The 14,803-nt window shown below is 68.9% G+C and carries 17 protein-coding genes; 14 read left to right on the top strand and 3 right to left on the bottom strand.

The window, feature by feature from the left end; all coding sequences use genetic code 11:
- Positions 1–220: 220 nt before the first annotated feature.
- The 4 genes from ACFWU3_RS31700 to ccsB are packed head-to-tail and all read left to right on the top strand — an operon-like array spanning position 221 to position 4,328.
- Positions 221–826 (top strand): TlpA family protein disulfide reductase, encoded by a 606-nt coding sequence (locus tag ACFWU3_RS31700; RefSeq protein ID WP_384444489.1) that lies wholly within the window; start codon positions 221–223, stop codon positions 824–826.
- Positions 826–1,563, top strand: coding sequence for a cytochrome c biogenesis protein CcdA (locus ACFWU3_RS31695; protein WP_327681476.1), 738 nt, complete (start codon positions 826–828; stop codon positions 1,561–1,563). Before ACFWU3_RS31700 ends, ACFWU3_RS31695 begins: the two co-directional genes overlap by 1 nt.
- A 3-nt stretch (positions 1,564–1,566) precedes the next feature.
- Positions 1,567–3,249 carry a cytochrome c biogenesis protein ResB gene (locus ACFWU3_RS31690; protein ID WP_384444488.1) on the top strand — a complete coding sequence of 561 codons (1,683 nt, stop codon included), beginning with the start codon at positions 1,567–1,569 and terminating at the stop codon, positions 3,247–3,249.
- Positions 3,246–4,328 carry a c-type cytochrome biogenesis protein CcsB gene (gene ccsB, locus ACFWU3_RS31685; RefSeq protein WP_313944798.1) on the top strand — a complete coding sequence of 361 codons (1,083 nt, stop codon included), beginning with the start codon at positions 3,246–3,248 and terminating at the stop codon, positions 4,326–4,328. The genes ACFWU3_RS31690 and ccsB overlap by 4 nt, the downstream gene beginning before the upstream one ends.
- A gap of 125 nt (positions 4,329–4,453) precedes the next feature.
- Here the strand turns inward: ccsB and ACFWU3_RS31680 are convergent, their stop codons facing one another.
- Both ACFWU3_RS31680 and ACFWU3_RS31675 read right to left on the bottom strand, forming a co-directional pair.
- Positions 4,454–5,383 carry an isopenicillin N synthase family dioxygenase gene (locus ACFWU3_RS31680; RefSeq protein WP_384444487.1) on the bottom strand — a complete coding sequence of 310 codons (930 nt, stop codon included), beginning with the start codon at positions 5,381–5,383 and terminating at the stop codon, positions 4,454–4,456.
- Between the two features lie 10 nt (positions 5,384–5,393).
- Positions 5,394–5,786 carry a PLD nuclease N-terminal domain-containing protein gene (locus tag ACFWU3_RS31675; protein ID WP_384444486.1) on the bottom strand — a complete coding sequence of 131 codons (393 nt, stop codon included), beginning with the start codon at positions 5,784–5,786 and terminating at the stop codon, positions 5,394–5,396.
- Positions 5,787–5,875: 89 nt separating this feature from the next.
- On the opposite strand from ACFWU3_RS31675, the gene ACFWU3_RS31670 reads away from it, so the two are divergent.
- From ACFWU3_RS31670 to ACFWU3_RS31650, 5 genes are all read left to right on the top strand, one after another.
- Positions 5,876–7,327 carry a menaquinone biosynthesis decarboxylase gene (locus ACFWU3_RS31670; RefSeq protein WP_327681465.1) on the top strand — a complete coding sequence of 484 codons (1,452 nt, stop codon included), beginning with the start codon at positions 5,876–5,878 and terminating at the stop codon, positions 7,325–7,327.
- Positions 7,324–7,800, top strand: a complete 477-nt coding sequence (locus tag ACFWU3_RS31665; RefSeq protein ID WP_384444485.1) for a hypothetical protein — start codon at positions 7,324–7,326, stop codon at positions 7,798–7,800. Before ACFWU3_RS31670 ends, ACFWU3_RS31665 begins: the two co-directional genes overlap by 4 nt.
- On the top strand, positions 7,797–8,717 hold the full coding sequence (mqnP, locus tag ACFWU3_RS31660; protein WP_384444484.1) for a menaquinone biosynthesis prenyltransferase MqnP: 921 nt from the start codon (positions 7,797–7,799) through the stop codon (positions 8,715–8,717). The genes ACFWU3_RS31665 and mqnP overlap by 4 nt, the downstream gene beginning before the upstream one ends.
- 42 nt (positions 8,718–8,759) lie before the next feature.
- Entirely contained in the window at positions 8,760–9,323 is a 564-nt protein-coding gene (locus ACFWU3_RS31655; RefSeq protein WP_384444483.1) for a Uma2 family endonuclease, read from the top strand.
- A gap of 83 nt (positions 9,324–9,406) precedes the next feature.
- Entirely contained in the window at positions 9,407–10,066 is a 660-nt protein-coding gene (locus ACFWU3_RS31650; protein WP_384444490.1) for a UbiX family flavin prenyltransferase, read from the top strand.
- A 21-nt stretch (positions 10,067–10,087) separates the two neighbouring features.
- On the opposite strand, the gene ACFWU3_RS31645 is transcribed toward ACFWU3_RS31650, so the two are convergent.
- Positions 10,088–10,216, bottom strand: a complete 129-nt coding sequence (locus tag ACFWU3_RS31645; protein ID WP_340478198.1) for a hypothetical protein — start codon at positions 10,214–10,216, stop codon at positions 10,088–10,090.
- Positions 10,217–10,342: 126 nt separating this feature from the next.
- Between ACFWU3_RS31645 and ACFWU3_RS31640 the strand changes: the two genes are divergently transcribed.
- From ACFWU3_RS31640 to ACFWU3_RS31620, 5 genes are all read left to right on the top strand, one after another.
- On the top strand, positions 10,343–10,804 hold the full coding sequence (locus tag ACFWU3_RS31640) for an Lrp/AsnC family transcriptional regulator (RefSeq protein WP_313944791.1): 462 nt from the start codon (positions 10,343–10,345) through the stop codon (positions 10,802–10,804).
- A gap of 52 nt (positions 10,805–10,856) precedes the next feature.
- Complete coding sequence (gene mqnE / locus ACFWU3_RS31635; RefSeq protein WP_384444482.1) at positions 10,857–12,020, top strand: aminofutalosine synthase MqnE; 1,164 nt, start codon at positions 10,857–10,859, stop codon at positions 12,018–12,020.
- Positions 12,020–12,544 (top strand): GNAT family N-acetyltransferase, encoded by a 525-nt coding sequence (locus ACFWU3_RS31630; protein ID WP_384444481.1) that lies wholly within the window; start codon positions 12,020–12,022, stop codon positions 12,542–12,544. Before mqnE ends, ACFWU3_RS31630 begins: the two co-directional genes overlap by 1 nt.
- 63 nt (positions 12,545–12,607) lie before the next feature.
- A complete protein-coding gene (locus ACFWU3_RS31625) occupies positions 12,608–12,901 on the top strand; it encodes a DUF4229 domain-containing protein (RefSeq protein WP_313944788.1) in 294 nt (97 codons plus the stop codon).
- Positions 12,902–13,389: 488 nt separating this feature from the next.
- Complete coding sequence (locus tag ACFWU3_RS31620) at positions 13,390–14,739, top strand: dicarboxylate/amino acid:cation symporter (RefSeq protein WP_313944787.1); 1,350 nt, start codon at positions 13,390–13,392, stop codon at positions 14,737–14,739.
- The last annotated feature ends 64 nt before the right edge of the window (positions 14,740–14,803 follow it).

The raw sequence follows: 14,803 nt of genomic DNA, 5'->3' as shown, positions 1-14,803 counted from the left end.
ATGGCCGGAAAGAAGGACGTACGGCTCGTGTCCTTCCGGCAGTTCTGCGACTGGCTCGACGTCCAGGACCCGCAGGTGCTCGCCAAGCTCTGCTCGCTGGAGGTCGGCCAGGCCCCGGCGGGCGGCTGGAACACCTTCTTCAAGACCGCCTGACACACGGCCCCACGGACGCGCAGGGGGGCGCGGAAGATCGCCGGAAGCGCCATGCGAAACTTTTCACATGAGTATTCGCCGTGCCCCCCGCGCCGTCCTGCTGGCCTCCTGTGCCGCGGCCGGCGCGCTCGTCCTGTCCGGCTGCACCGGCGAGGACTCAGGGAAGTCGGGCGGTGGCGGCGACACCAACTTCGTCACCGACACGGGCGGCATCTCCACCGTGGCGAAGGGGAAGCGCACGGCGCCCCACAAGCTCGCCGGTGAGACCCTCGACGGCGCGCAGCTCGACATCGCCGACCTCAAGGGCAAGGTCGTCGTGATGAATGTCTGGGGTTCCTGGTGCCCGCCGTGCCGTGCCGAGGCGCGGCACTTCGCGAAGGTGGCCAAGGAGACCAAGCCGAAGGGCGTGGAGTTCGTCGGGATCAACACCCGTGACGCCAACAAGGGCCCGGCCATCTCCTTCGAGAAGGATTACGGCATCGAGTACCCGAGCCTTTACGACCCGGCGGGCAAGCTGATCGTCACGGGCTTCCCGAAGGGCAGTCTCAATCCGCAGGCCATTCCCTCCACGATCGTCCTCGACCGTGACGGAAAGATCGCCGCGCGTTCGCTGAAGGCGCTCGACGAGAGCGAACTGCGCAAGCTCGTCGAACCGCTGATCGCGGAGAAGTGATGAACGAGACGGTCTTCAGCGGGGCCCTGCTGCTCGCCCTGCCCATCGCCGTACTCGGAGGGCTGGTCTCCTTCTTCTCGCCGTGCGTCCTGCCGCTGGTCCCCGGCTACCTCTCGTACGTCACGGGGGTCACCGGAACCGACCTCGCCGAGGCCAGGCGGGGCCGGATGGCCGCCGGCGCGGCGCTCTTCGTCCTCGGCTTCTCCGCCGTCTTCATCTCCGGCGGCGCGCTCTTCGGCTACTTCGGCTGGACGCTCCAGGAGCACCGGGAGACGCTGACCACCGTCCTCGGTGTGCTGATGATCGTCATGGGGATCTTCTTCGTGGGCCTCATGCCGTGGTTCACCCAGCGTGAATTCCGCTTCCACAAGCGGCCGGTGACCGGGCTGGTCGGCGCGCCGGTGCTGGGCGCCCTGTTCGGCATCGGCTGGACCCCGTGCATCGGACCCACCCTGACCTCGGTCAACGCGCTCGCCGCTGAACAGGCCAGCGCGGGCCGCGGGGCGATCCTGACCGCCGCGTACTGCGTCGGGCTGGGGCTGCCGTTCATCCTCGCCGCGATCGCGTTCCGCAAGGCGCTCGGCGCGTTCGGCTGGGTCAAGCGGCACTATGCGTGGGTGATGCGGATCGGCGGCGGCATGATGGTCGCGACCGGTCTGCTGCTGCTCACAGGTGCGTGGGACAGCATGGTCCAGGAGATGCAGGGCTGGTCCGAAGGCTTCCAGGTGGGGATCTGATCCATGAGCAAGACCGAGACCGAAGAGCAGCGGGACAGCGGGGAGTACGCCGCCGCCGGTGCGCAGCTCTCCACCGCCCCCGTCGAGGAGGCCCCCGTCTCCGGGCCTTCGTTCGGGGTCGTCGCCTGGGCCCGCTGGTTCTGGCGGCAGCTGACCTCGATGCGGGTCGCGCTGATCCTGCTGTTCCTGCTCTCGCTGGGCGCGATCCCGGGCTCGCTCGTGCCGCAGAACAGCGTGGACGAGCTGAAGGTGCAGTCGTGGAAGGCCACCCACGAGTTCTGGACGCCCCTCTTCGAGCGGCTCCAGCTCTTCGACGTCTACAGCTCGGTGTGGTTCTCGGCGATCTACATCCTGCTGTTCGTCTCTCTCATCGGCTGCATCGTGCCGCGCACCTGGCAGTTCGTCGGCCAGCTCCGCAGCCGCCCGCCGGGCGCGCCGGGCCGGCTGAACCGGATGCCCGCGTACACGACGTGGCGTACGGAGCAGGACGCCGAGCACGTACGTGAGGCCGCGCTCACGATCCTGCGGCGCCGCCGGTTCCGCGCCCACACCGTCGGCAACGCCGTCGCCGCCGAGAAGGGCTATCTGCGCGAGACCGGCAACCTCCTCTTCCACATCGCGCTGATCGTGATGCTGGTGGCGTTCGCCGCGGGTCAGCTCTTCAAGTCCGAGGGCGGCAAGCTGATCGTCGAGGGCGACGGGTTCTCCAACACGCTCACCCAGTACGACGACTTCAAGTCCGGCTCGCTGTTCAGCACGGACGAGCTGTCGCCGTTCAGTTTCACGCTCGACCGGTTCACGGGGACGTACGCCAAGAGCGGCCCGCAGCGCGGTACGCCGCGCACCTATGAGGCCGCCGTCTCCTTCACGCGCGCCGACGGCACCGAGGGCACGAAGACCATCGAGGTCAACAAGCCCCTGGTGTTCGACGACACCAAGGTCTATCTCAACGGCCACGGGTACGCGCCCGTCGTCACCGTCCGGGACGGCAAGGGCAACGTGGTCTTCAACGGCGCCGTGCCGCTGCTGCCCATCGACAACAACGTCACCTCGACCGGCGCGATCAAGGTGATGGACGGCTACCGGGACAAGACCGGAAGGAAGGACCAGCTCGGTTTCCCGGCGATGTTCGTGCCCACGTACGCGGGCAAGGGCAAGGGCCAGATGTTCTCGCAGTTCCCGGGGCTGGAGTTCCCGGTGCTGAACGTCGGCGCCTACCACGGCAGCCTGGGCGTCGACTCGGGTCTGCCGCAGAACGTGTACCAGCTCGACAGCCGCAAGATGAAGCCGTTCAAGGACGCCGACGGCAACATCCTGAAGAAGAACCTGCTGCCCGGTGAGACCCTGACGCTCCCCGACGGCGCGGGTTCCATCACGTTCGAGAAGGACGTGAAGGAGTGGGCGACGTTCCAGATCACGCACCAGCCGGCCACCGGCTGGGCGCTGACCGGAGCGATCGTCGCCATCGCGGGTCTGATCGGCTCCCTGTTCATCCAGCGCCGCCGCGTCTGGGTGCGGGCCGTCACCGGCGACGACGGTGTCACCGTCGTCGAGATGGCGGGCCTCGGTCGCAGCGAGTCCGCGAAGCTGCCCGAAGAACTGGCCGACCTGGCCGCGACCCTCAACACAGAGGCGCCCACCGCGCCCGAACCAGTGGAAGTTTCTTCCGAAGGGGCTGAGAAGTGACTCTCGCCGCCGCAACCAACGAGAACCTGGCGAACATCAGCAATGTGCTGATCTATTCGGCGATGGCCGTCTACACGCTGGCCTTCTTCGCCCACATCGCCGAGTGGGTCTTCGGCAGCCGCAGCAAGGTCGGCCGCACGGCCGCCGCGCTGACCGGTGCCGCCTCCGCCGCGGCCCCGGCGGTCACGGTCCGCTCGAAGCAGGGCGGTTCGACCGCCGTGCTCGACCGGCCGAAGATCGTCACGCGCTCGGCGGCGGGCACCCGCGACGTCCCGGACGGGCCCGGCGCTGCCGGCGGCACGGAGAAGGGCGATCTGTACGGACGGATCGCCGTCTCGCTGACCGTTCTCGCGTTCCTCATCGAGGCCGGCGGCGTCGTCGCACGGGCCATGTCGGTGCAGCGCGCCCCCTGGGGCAACATGTACGAGTTCTCCATCACCTTCTCCACGGTGGCGGTCGGCGCGTACCTCGCGTTCCTGCTCGCGAAGAAGAACATCCGCTGGGTCGGTCTGCCGCTGGTCACCACGGTCCTGCTGGACCTGGGCATCGCGACCACCGTGCTCTACACCGAGAGCGACCAGCTCGTACCGGCGCTGCACTCGTACTGGCTGTGGATCCACGTCTCCACCGCGATCATCTGCGGCGCGGTGTTCTACCTGGGCGCGGTCGGCACGGCGCTGTACCTCTTCCGCGACTCGTACGAGAACAAGCTCGCCAAGGGCGGCAGGCCCGGCGCCTTCGCCACCTCGGTCCTCGACCGGCTGCCGTCCGCGGCCTCGCTGGACAAGTTCGCCTACCGCGTCAACGCGGCGGTCTTCCCGCTGTGGACGTTCACGATCATCGCGGGCGCGATCTGGGCGGGCGACGCATGGGGCCGCTACTGGGGCTGGGACCCCAAGGAGGTCTGGTCCTTCATCACCTGGGTCGCGTACGCCTGTTACCTGCACGCCCGCGCGACGGCCGGCTGGAAGGGCCGCAAGGCCGCCTACCTGGCACTGATCGCCTTCGGCTGCTGGCTGTTCAACTACTACGGCGTGAACATCTTCGTGACCGGCAAGCACAGCTACGCGGGCGTCTGAGACTCCCACTCCTCGCCGAGGCCGGTTCCTGTGACCCACGTCACCGGAACCGGCCTTTGCCGTGCGGACAGTTGGACGCCGTTGCTCCGCAACGGGTGGCCACCGTCTCCGCCGGTGGGGCCGGGTCAGTCCGCCGAGATCGCGTCCAGCTGGGCGCGCAGGTGGACGTGCGAGTCCACGCCGCGCACGTCGGTGCCCGGATCGCACTCGTAGAAGAAGACCAGCGACATCAGCTCCTCCGCGGGCGCGTCCGCCGGCGGAGGCAGCACCCGGTGACGGCCCGAGCGCCAGCGGCCGTCCGTCCAGCGGGCCATCAGATCACCGATGTTGATGGTGAAGGCGTCCGGGGCGAAGGGCGCGTCCTCCCAGCCGGCCTCGTCGGTGAAGACCTGGAGGCCGCCCCTGCCCTCCTGCCGGTCGAGGACCGTGACCGTGCCGAAGTCGGTGTGCGGGCCGATGCGGAACTGGCCCGGCTGCGGGTCTCCGATGCGGTCCCGGCTCGGGTACCAGTTGATGTTGAAGCCCCAGGTCGGGTGTCCCGTGTGGCGGGTGAAGAAGGACTCCGGCTCGCCGAGCGCGACCGCGAGGAGCTCCAGAAGACCGTCCGACAGGGCCCGCATCTGCCCGAGGTACGTCTCGACCAGCGCCTTGAGCCGGGGCACCTCACCGGGCCAGGTGTTGGGCAGGAACCACTCGGCGTCGACGGCCGCGTCGCCGGTCGGCTCGTCGGCCGCGAAGGACAGCGACTCCTTGAGGTCCGGCGGTGTCTCGGTGCCCTCCGCATAGCCGTTGGCCTCGGCGCCCGGGCCGAGCCAGCCGCGGCCGCCGGGGCGTACCGCGTACGGCTCCTTCACCGTCCGCGGCAGCCGGAAGAACTCCCGTGCCGCGCCGCGGATCTCCGCCCGCACCTCAGGGTCGACTCCGTGACCCGTGACGAGCAGGAAGCCCGCGCGGCGCAGGGCCTCGTCGACGACCGCCGCGAGGTCCGCGCGGTCCGCTGTGCCCCCTTCGTGCCAGTGGCGCAGATCGATGGTGGGAATCCCGCGTCCGGTCACCGAAGTCCTCTCAGCGGTCGTCTTCCTCGCGCTCGCGGCGCCGCAGCTCCTCCGCGTCGGCGTCCTTCGCCGCCTGGGCCTCGTCCGCGTCCTTCGCCGCCCGTGCGTCCTTCTCGGCCTTCTCGTCCTTCAGGGACTTGAGGAAGTCGGGGTTGTCGTCCGGGGCGACCCACTGGGTGCGGCGACGCTCGAACGGCGAGCCGCCGCCTCGCGCGCCCTTGCGGGGGCGGCCCGCGACCAGCCAGGCGACGGGGCCGATCAGTACCTCTCCGAAGAGCAGCACGATGATCACCCAGACGACCTTCGGCAGGTGCCGGACCTCCTTCTCGGGAGTGTTCAGGCAGTCGATGAAGGCGTAGATCCACAGGGCCAGGACCAGGAGGAAGGGCAGATACCTGAGCATGGTCGTACGGTCCCCCAGGAAGAGGCGGAAGGGCGCGGAACGGGCCCCGGTGACGCGGCCAGGGTAGCTCGTACCGGATACTGGAGCGCATGGCTTACGACGATCTTCGCTCCCTGCTCAGGGCGCTGGAGCGCGAGGGTGACCTCAAGCGCATCAAGGCCGAGGTCGACCCGTATCTCGAGGTCGGCGAGATCGTCGACCGGGTGAACAAGGCCGGCGGCCCGGCCCTGCTCTTCGAGAACGTGCGCGGCTCGGCGATGCCCCTGGCGATGAACGTGTTCGGTACGGACCGCAGGCTGCTCAAGTCGCTCGGACTGAAGTCCTACTCCGAGATCAGCGACAAGATCGGCGGGCTGCTGAAGCCCGAGCTGCCGCACGGTTTCGTCGGGGTTCGCGAGGCGTTCGGCAAGCTCGGCACGATGGTGCACGTCCCGCCGAAGAAGGTGAAGGACGCCCCGGTGCAGGAGGTCGTCCTGCACGGCGACGACGTCGACCTGGACCGGCTGCCGGCGCTGTTCACCTGGCCCGAGGACGGCGGCTCCTTCTTCAACCTGGGGCTGACGCACACGAAGGACCCGGAGTCGGGGGTGCGCAACCTCGGTCTCTACCGGCTCCAGCGCCACGACCGGAACACCATCGGCATGCACTGGCAGATCCACAAGGACAGCCGCAACCACTACCAGGTGGCGGCCAGGCGCGGGGAGCGGCTGCCGGTCGCGATCGCCTTCGGCTGCCCGCCCGCGGTCACCTACGCCTCCACGGCGCCGCTCCCGGGCGACATCGACGAGTACCTGTTCGCGGGCTTCGTCTCGGGCAAGCGGATCGAGATGGTCGACTGCAAGACCGTTCCGCTCCAGGTCCCGGCGCAGGCCGAGGTCGTGCTGGAGGGCTGGCTGGAGCCCGGGAAGACGCTTCCCGAGGGGCCGTTCGGCGACCACACCGGCTTCTACACGCCGCAGGAACCGTTCCCGGCGCTCACCATCGACTGTGTGACCATGCGCAAGCGGCCGCTGCTCCAGTCCATCGTGGTGGGCCGTCCGCCGACCGAGGACGGTCCGCTGGGTCGTGCGACGGAGCGTTTCTTCCTGCCGCTGCTCAAGATCATCGTGCCGGACATCGTGGACTACCACCTCCCCGAGTCGGGCGGCTTCCACAACTGCGCGATCGTCTCGATCGACAAGAAGTACCCGAAGCACGCGCAGAAGGTCATGCACGCGATCTGGGGCGCGCACATGATGTCGCTGACGAAGCTGATCGTGGTCGTCGACGCCGACTGCGACGTGCACGATCTGCACGAGGTCTCCTGGCGCGCCCTCGGCAACACCGACTACGCCCGGGACCTGACCGTGGTCGAGGGGCCGGTGGATCATCTCGACCACGCCTCCTACCAGCAGTTCTGGGGCGGCAAGGCGGGCATCGACGCGACGCGGAAGCTTCCCGAGGAGGGATACACCCGGGACGGCGGCTGGCCGGAGATGGTCGAGTCCGACCCGGAGACGGCGGCGAAGGTCGACCGCCGCTGGAAGGAGTACGGCCTGTGAGCCCGATCGCCGTGGGCGGCCCCGCCCTGTTCCTCGGGGCCGACACACCGTGCGTCGCCCTGCTGCGCCCGGAGATCGACCCCACCCGGCCGGAGGTACGCGAGGCGGCCGAGCGCGCGGGCGTCACCCCCGAGGAGTTCGCCGGGCCGTCTGGCCTGTGGCAGCTGATCGCCGACCGTACGGACGGCGAGGGGCTGGAGGTCGCGCTGCCCGAGTTCGGCGACGCGGCGGCGGCCGACTTCGCGGAGCGGCTGCTGGCCGCCCTGGACGACCCGGAGGCGGAGTTCACCGAGACGCTGACGGTGTCAGGCCGAGGGCTGCTGCGCCTGGACGGTCGCCCGGCCGGTGGGGGCTTCGCGTTCCTGGCGCGGCTCACCCCGCCGGAGTCCTCTCCGCTCGATGTGGAGATCGGCTCCATGTCCACGGAGGACCTTCGCGCCGAGCTCGAACTGTTCCGGAGGAACCTCGGATGATGACGACCGCCGACGGCGTGGCCCGTCCGGGCCCGGCGCCGCAGCGCGGACGCACCAAGGCGTTTCTGCGCCTGGTGATGATCGAGCACTCGGTCTTCGCGCTGCCGTTCGCCTACATCGCCGCGCTGACCGCGATGTTCGAGCTGGACAAGAACATCCACTGGGGCCGGCTGCTGCTCGTCACCGTGGCGATGGTGGGGCTGCGGACCTTCGCGATGGCCTGCAACCGCATCATCGACCGGGAGATCGACGCCCGGAACCCGCGCACGGCCTCGCGCGAACTGGTCACCGGAGCGGTGAGTGTGCGCTCGGCGTGGACCGGGGCGCTCGTCGCCCTGGTGGTCTTCCTGGGCGCCGCCGCCGCGCTGAACCCGCTGTGCCTGGCGCTCGCGCCCATCGCGGTGATTCCGATGGTGGTCTATCCGTACGGCAAGCGGTTCACCGACTTCCCGCACGCCATCCTCGGTCTCGCCCAGGCCATGGGCCCGGTCGGCGCCTGGATCGCGGTCACCGGGTCGTGGTCGTGGGACGCGGTGATCCTCGGACTCGCGGTCGGCATCTGGATCGGCGGCTTCGACCTGATCTTCGCCTGCCAGGACGTCCAGGCGGACCGGGCCCACGGCGTGAAGTCGGTCCCGGCCCGGTTCGGCATCCCGGCGGCGCTGTACGGCGCACGCGGCTGCCACGTCGTGACGATGGCGCTCTTCGTCTGGTACGCGCTGGCGACGGACGCGGGCGTGTTCCTGTGGCTGGGCCTCGCGCTGGTGGCGGCGGCGTTCCTCTACGAGCACTCGATCGTGCGCCCGCACGACCTGTCCCGGCTGAACAGGGCGTTCTTCACGGTCAACGGGTTCATCGGCATTGCCCTGTTCGTGTGTGCGCTGCTCGATCTTCTGGTTCGCGGCCTGACCGTGTAGCTACGGTGCGCCTACCATCGGGTGCAGGGAATGGAGGCCGACGTGACCATCTCGGAGAGCGACCGCCTGCACGCGCAGCTCAGCCGGTTCGAGGACATGTTCCCCGGATACCGGACGGAGATTGTCGAGGGCAACATCGTGATGAGTCCGGTCGAACCACACCATGCCGAGACCATCCGGCGTGTGTGGAACGCGCTGGAGTCCCAGGTCCCGGAGGAGTGGGGCTTCCTCAGTGATGTCGCCGTACCCATGGACGACACCAACGAGTTCTGCCCCGACCTCGCCGTGATCCCCGCCGCCGAGGTGGCCAAGAACCTCAGCGCGTACTCTCCCGAACTCATCGAGATCGCGATCGAGGTGGTCTCGCCGAGCAGTGTGCGCAACGACTACGAGGTCAAGGACCGGGCGTACGCGCGGCGCGGCATTCCGCACTACCTGATCTTCGACCCGTACCGGCGGCACTGCGTGACGCTGTGGAACCCGGGTCCCGACGGCTACCTCGGGCGGGACACGATCCCGTACGGCAAGCAGGTCACCGTGGCGAGCGGCATCGGGACGCTCTCGGTCGACACCGCCGCGCTGCCCGTGGACCCCTCGGCCGCCTGACCCCGGCCGGGGAACGTCAGGCCCACCGCGTTCGGTTCCGGGTCCGCGCCGCCGGATAGGCTCACTGTGTGGAGCAAGGAGAAGTGAACGGCCGCCGGCCCTGGATCGTCGGAGTGTCCGGCGCGTCCGGGACGCCGTACGCCGCCGCCGTACTGCGTGGCCTGCTCGCCGCGGGCGAGAGTGTGGACCTGGTGGTCAGCCGGGCGTCGCGGCTGACGCTGCTCGACGAGACCGGCATCGCCTTCCGTGACGCGCACTGGCGCGACGATCTGCGGGAGTGGCTGGCGCGCGGTGCCGACGGCAAGCCGGGCACCTTCGCGGTGGACGTGGACGACGTCCGGCACTGGGCCGCAGGGGATCTGGCCGCCGGGCCGTCCTCGGGGTCGTATCCCGTCAAGGGGATGCTGATCGTGCCGGCGTCGACGGCGTCGGTGGCCGGGGTGGCGCTCGGACTGTCGAAGGATCTGCTCCAGCGGGCGGCGAGCGTGACGCTCAAGGAGCGCCGGCCCCTGGTGGTCGCGGTCCGCGAGACTCCGCTCAACGGGCAGACGCTCCGGCATCTGGTGACGCTGGACGAGGCGGGCGCCGTGGTGCTACCCGCCTCTCCTGCGTTCTACGCGGGGGCGACGCACATCCAGGACCTGGTGGACTTCGTCGCCGGGCGGGTGCTGGACGCGGCAGGGGTGCCGCACCGGCTCTACCGCCGCTGGGAAGGAGAGCTCGGTGGCTCTCGTACGGATTAGGGGGTGTCCGAAGACTCCCCCTCAGGCCTTCTTGCCGGCCTTGCGCGCCTTGTCGGTGCGGCGGGCGGCCGCGGGGTGGTGGGCACGCGAGCGGTTGGCCAGCTCCTGAAGCTGTCGCATGTGGGCGTGGGCCATCTCGATCGTGTACACGGTGAAGCACGCTCCTGAAGGATCGTCGCTGATTTTTTGAAGGAATCGCAGGGTCACTGCCCCTGCATGCCTTAGATTCTATACGTAAACTCGCTGGATCGCTGAACAATGGAAGGCTCCAGGCATATGGACGCGGTGGACAGGCAGCTCATCCAGGCGCTGCGGGAGAACGGCAGAGCCTCGTACGCCGAGCTCGGACGGCTTGTGGGCCTCTCCGGGCCGAGCGTCACGGACCGCATCAACCGCCTCGAAGCGGCGGGCGTCATCACCGGTTACCGCGCCACCGTCGACTCGGCCTCGCTCGGTCTCGGTGTCACCGCGCTCATCGGCATCTCGCTCTCCGACGCCGCCGACCACGAGGACGTGGCCCGCCGGCTGAAGGACCTCGCCGAGATCGAGGACTGCTGGTTCATCGCGGGCGACGACTCGTACATGCTCAAGGTGCGGGCGAGCGACGTGGACGGTCTGGAGAAGACGATCCGCAGGCTGTCCGGCACCCGGGGCGTCTCCCGCACCCGTACCACCATCGTGCTGTCCACGAAGTGGGAGAACCGGGTCGGCGACTTGCCCGAGGAGAGCTGGACGTAGTCTTGCTGGGTTGGTGGAGCCCGATTGGCATACGTATGGGAGGCCGTCGCACATGGACGTGGGACTCAAGCGCGAGCTCGAGGAGAAAGTCCGGGCCGGAGAGCGGCTGACCCGTGAGGACGGTATCGCCCTCTACGAGTCGGACGATCTCGCCTGGCTCGGGGGCCTCGCCCACGAGGTGCGCACGCGCAAGAACGGCGACGTCGTCCACTTCAACGTCAACCGTCACCTCAACATGACGAACGTGTGCACCGCGTCGTGCGCCTACTGCTCGTTCCAGCGCAAGCCGGGCGAGAAGGACGCGTACACGATGCGCATCGAGGAAGCCGTCCGCCTCGCCAAGGCGATGGAGGGCGAGAACCTCACCGAGCTGCACATCGTCAACGGCCTCCACCCCAACCTGCCGTGGCGCTACTACCCGCGGTCCCTCAGCGAGCTGAAGAAGGCGCTGCCCAACGTCTCGCTGAAGGCCTTCACCGCCACCGAGATCCACCACTTCGAGACGATCTCCGGGATGTCGGCCTCCGACATCCTCGACGAGCTGATCGAGGCGGGCCTCGAGTCGCTCACCGGCGGCGGCGCCGAGATCTTCGACTGGGAAGTGCGTCAGCACATCGTCGACCACCGCACCCACTGGGAGGACTGGTCGCGCATCCACCGCCTCGCGCACTCGAAGGGTCTGAAGACCCCGAGCACGATGCTGTACGGGCACATCGAGGAGCCCCGTCACCGCGTCGACCACGTGCTGCGGCTGCGTGAACTCCAGGACGAGACCGGCGGTTTCCAGGTCTTCATCCCGCTGCGCTACCAGCACGACTTCGTCGACATGCAGGACGGCAAGGTCCGCAACCGCCTCCAGGCGCGCACCACCATGGCGACCGGGGCCGAGGCGCTCAAGACCTTCGCGGTCTCCCGGCTGCTGTTCGACAACGTCCCGCACGTCAAGGTGTTCTGGGTGATGCACGGTGTGCAGACCGCCCAGCTCGCGCTCCAGCACGGCGCCGACGACATGGACGGTTCGGTCGTCGAGTACAAGATCACGCACGACGCGGACAACTACGGCACGCCGAACAAGCTGACCCGCGACGATCTGCTCGACCTGATCCGCGACGCCGGCTTCCGGCCCGTCGAGCGCAACACCCGCTACGAGATCATCCGCGAGTACCCGGGCCCGGACGCCGACCGTCGTGAGTCGCCGCAGCCCATGCGCCTCTGATGGCCCTGGCGTTCACCCTGGATCCCGCCGTCGACCGCACGCTGCACGACGGCCTCGTCACGCTCTGGACCGATGTGTCCAACGCGGGCGGCGCCGTCGGCTTCGTGCCCCCGGTCACGGCCGATGCCGTGCGGCCCGAACTGGTCAAGCACCTCACGTCGATGACCGAGGGCCGCACCCGGCTGCTCGTGGGTCAGGACGCGAACGGCGAGGTCGCCGCCGCCGCCTTCCTCACCCTCAACACGCACCGGCTCATGCGGCACTGGATCTGGCTCTACACGGTCATGGTCCACCCCACCCATCAGGGCAAGGGATACGGCCGCGACCTCCTGGCCTCCGCGGCCGAGGCCGCCCGGGGTCTGGACGGCATAGAGGCGATACGGCTGACCTGCCGCGGCGGCACCGGCGCCGACCGGTTCTACGAGGCCTGCGGCTACAAGGAAGTCGGCCGGGTGCCCGGCGCGATCCGGGTCGCCGAGGGCGACGACCGCGACGACGTCGTGATGCTGCTACCGCTGTACTGAGCCGCCGGGGGTCGTGCTTCACTGGTTTGGCACGATCTGTCGTACGAAGAGAGAAGGCCCACCGTGTCCGCCAAGTCGAGCGCCGCGATCCGGTACACCACTCTGCGCCTCGCCATCTTCATCGGCTGCTTCCTCGCCGTGGGCGGTCTCGTGCAGATCGGCGCGCTCCCCAAGGGACTCGGCGACTCCAACTTCGTCTGGGTCGTTCTGCTGGCGCTCCTCATCTCCGCGCCGCTCAGCTTCGTCCTGCTGCGCAAGCAGCGCGACGCGATGTCCGAGCAGATCGTCACCAAGGTCGACCACGCGAAAGCGCGCCTGGACGCCAACCGGTCGCAGGAGGACGGCGCGGTGCAGTAGCCCGCGCCCAGCCCACCCCGACGACGGTCCGCGTCACCCTCGCACGACAGTCCGCGTCACACGCCCCGCACCCCGTGCGCGGAGCGCGGCGCACACGTCCGTCGCACTCCGCGGACGTTGTCTGCGTCACACACCCCGGACGGAAGCAGTCGCTTCCGCCGGGGTTTTCCGTTGCCCCGAGGGCCACTTGGGATTCCCCGCCCTCAAAGGGGTTCTTTGAGTAGCTCAAAGTTCAAGTGTTAACGTGTTCGACGTGACGACAGCAGTGCGCCTCCACGATGCCGCGAGCCCCCCGCTCGTGGCGCGCCTGCATGTCGATCTCTGCCGCTGTATGTCCGCGGTCTGTTGCCGCTCGGTCTGACCCCGGCATCTCAGCGGCGCCGCGCCATCGCGCACCGGGCGCCGCTCTCCTTGCTCCGTATGGCCCGCATCCCCTGTGTCCCCGCATCCGCCGTATCCACCCGATACGCCGCAACTGGAGTGTGTCCGTGTCCGCGAACGCCGCGTCCACCACGACGGAAGAGCCCTCGGGCTCCGGTTTCCGCATACCCAAGGTCCCGTTCTGGGCCCAGATCGTCGCCGGTCTCGTCCTCGGTGTCCTGCTCGGATGGCTCGCCCGCAGCCAGGACATCAACTGGCTCTACAAGACGCTGGAGCAGGTCGGCGACATCTTCGTCCAGCTGCTGAAGCTCGCTGTCGCGCCGCTGGTCTTCTTCGCCATCCTGGTGTCGATCACCAACCTGCGGAAGGTCAACAACGCCGCACGGCTGGCCACCCGCACCCTGCTCTGGTTCATGATCACCTCGCTGATCGCCGTCGCGATCGGTCTGGCCATCGGCCTGATCACCAACCCCGGCGCCGGTACCGGCCTGACCCCGAAGGACGGCGAGAAGCCCGAGCACGCGGGCAGCTGGATCGACTTCCTCACCGGCATCGTCCCCACGGACGTCATCACGCCGTTCACCGAGCTGAACGTCCTGCAGATCGTCTTCATGGCCGCCGTCGCCGGCGTGGCCGCACTCAAGCTCGGTGAGAAGGCCCAGCCGATCCTCACCCTCAGCGAGTCCGTGCTGGAGCTCCTCCAGAAGGCCCTGTGGTGGGTCATCCGGCTGGCGCCCCTCGGCACCGTCGGCCTCATCGGCTTCGCCATCGCCGACTACGGCTGGGACCTGATCGGCAAGTACGCGACCTTCACCGCCGACGTCTACATCGGCTGCGCGCTGGTCCTCTTCGGCGTCTACCCGCTGCTGCTCGCGACGGTCGCCAAGGTCAACCCGATCCAGTTCTTCCGGGGTGCCTGGCCCGCGATCCAGCTGGCGTTCGTCTCGCGCTCCTCGGTCGGCACGATGCCGGTGACCCAGAAGGTCACCGAGCGGCTCGGTGTGCCCAAGGAGTACACGTCCTTCGCCGTCCCGTTCGGCGCGACGACGAAGATGGACGGTTGCGCCGCGATCTACCCGGCGCTGGCGGCGATCTTCATCGCGCAGATCTTCGATGTGCAGCTGGGCATCCAGGACTACCTGCTGATCGCCTTCGTCTCGGTCGTCGGCTCGGCGGCCACGGCGGGTCTCACCGGCGCGACCGTGATGCTCACCCTGACGCTGTCCACGCTGGGTCTCCCGCTGGAGGGCGTGGGTCTGCTGATGGCGATCGACCCGATTCTGGACATGATGCGGACCGCGACGAACGTCGCCGGTCAGGCGCTCGTGCCCGTGATCGTCGCGGCCCGGGAGAAGATCCTGGACCACGACGCGTACAACTCGGCCACCTCGTCCCCGATCGACGAGGCCGAGCCGCGCGCGACCGAACAGAAGACGGCGGTGCCCGTCGCCGCCTGACCAGGTCGTGGCGCGTAGGTGAACAGCGTGAGACCCCCCTTCCGTAAGGGAGGGGGGTCTTTAC

This window comes from Streptomyces sp. NPDC058685, assembly GCF_042714725.1.
In the GTDB taxonomy this organism is placed as follows: domain Bacteria; phylum Actinomycetota; class Actinomycetes; order Streptomycetales; family Streptomycetaceae; genus Streptomyces.
This window is presented reverse-complemented; position numbering and strand designations above follow the sequence as displayed.

Excerpts from the sequence above, each read along its gene's own strand:
- ACFWU3_RS31700 (WP_384444489.1), top strand. The coding sequence starts at position 221 with ATGAGTATTCGCCGTGCCCCCCGCGCCGTCCTGCTGGCCTCCTGTGCC.
- ACFWU3_RS31695 (WP_327681476.1), top strand. The coding sequence starts at position 826 with ATGAACGAGACGGTCTTCAGCGGGGCCCTGCTGCTCGCCCTGCCCATC.
- ACFWU3_RS31690 (WP_384444488.1), top strand. The coding sequence starts at position 1,567 with ATGAGCAAGACCGAGACCGAAGAGCAGCGGGACAGCGGGGAGTACGCC.
- ACFWU3_RS31675 (WP_384444486.1), bottom strand. The coding sequence starts at position 5,786 with ATGCTCAGGTATCTGCCCTTCCTCCTGGTCCTGGCCCTGTGGATCTAC.
- ACFWU3_RS31670 (WP_327681465.1), top strand. The coding sequence starts at position 5,876 with ATGGCTTACGACGATCTTCGCTCCCTGCTCAGGGCGCTGGAGCGCGAG.
- mqnP (WP_384444484.1), top strand. The coding sequence starts at position 7,797 with ATGATGACGACCGCCGACGGCGTGGCCCGTCCGGGCCCGGCGCCGCAG.
- ACFWU3_RS31640 (WP_313944791.1), top strand. The coding sequence starts at position 10,343 with ATGGACGCGGTGGACAGGCAGCTCATCCAGGCGCTGCGGGAGAACGGC.
- mqnE (WP_384444482.1), top strand. The coding sequence starts at position 10,857 with ATGGACGTGGGACTCAAGCGCGAGCTCGAGGAGAAAGTCCGGGCCGGA.
- ACFWU3_RS31630 (WP_384444481.1), top strand. The coding sequence starts at position 12,020 with ATGGCCCTGGCGTTCACCCTGGATCCCGCCGTCGACCGCACGCTGCAC.